Origin of the sequence: Shewanella sp. S1-49-MNA-CIBAN-0167 (assembly GCF_040310145.1) — a bacterium.
GTDB lineage: Bacteria > Pseudomonadota > Gammaproteobacteria > Enterobacterales > Shewanellaceae > Shewanella > Shewanella psychromarinicola.
Genome location: NZ_JBEOPO010000233.1, coordinates 1 through 277, shown reverse-complemented (window position 1 = coordinate 277; position 277 = coordinate 1). Strand labels below are relative to the sequence as shown.

Sequence of the window (277 nt, the reverse complement as noted above, 5' to 3'; positions counted from 1 at the left end):
GACCATCATGAGTGCGGTATAAGTAACGAAGGCATAAATCATTTTGCCGTCTTCAGTTAAATCAGGAGTAGTAAAGGCTAAAACACTGATAAAACCAAAGGGTAGGGCAAACCATAATAGGTAGGGTCTAAACTTACCCCAACGGGTATTGGTTCTATCTGCCAACGCGCCCATCAATGGGTCGGTGACCGCATCAATTAAGCGTACAGCTAGAAACATGGTGCCGACAAATGCTGGCGAAATACCGAAAATGTCGGTATAGAAAAAGGTTAAAAAC

Annotated in this window: 1 protein-coding gene; it reads right to left on the bottom strand. The window is 43.3% G+C overall.

The genetic code is table 11. The annotated features are described in order from the left end of the window. The coding region (locus tag AAEZ00_RS21130; protein ID WP_351089849.1) for an MFS transporter at positions 1–277 on the bottom strand (277 nt) is incomplete at both ends.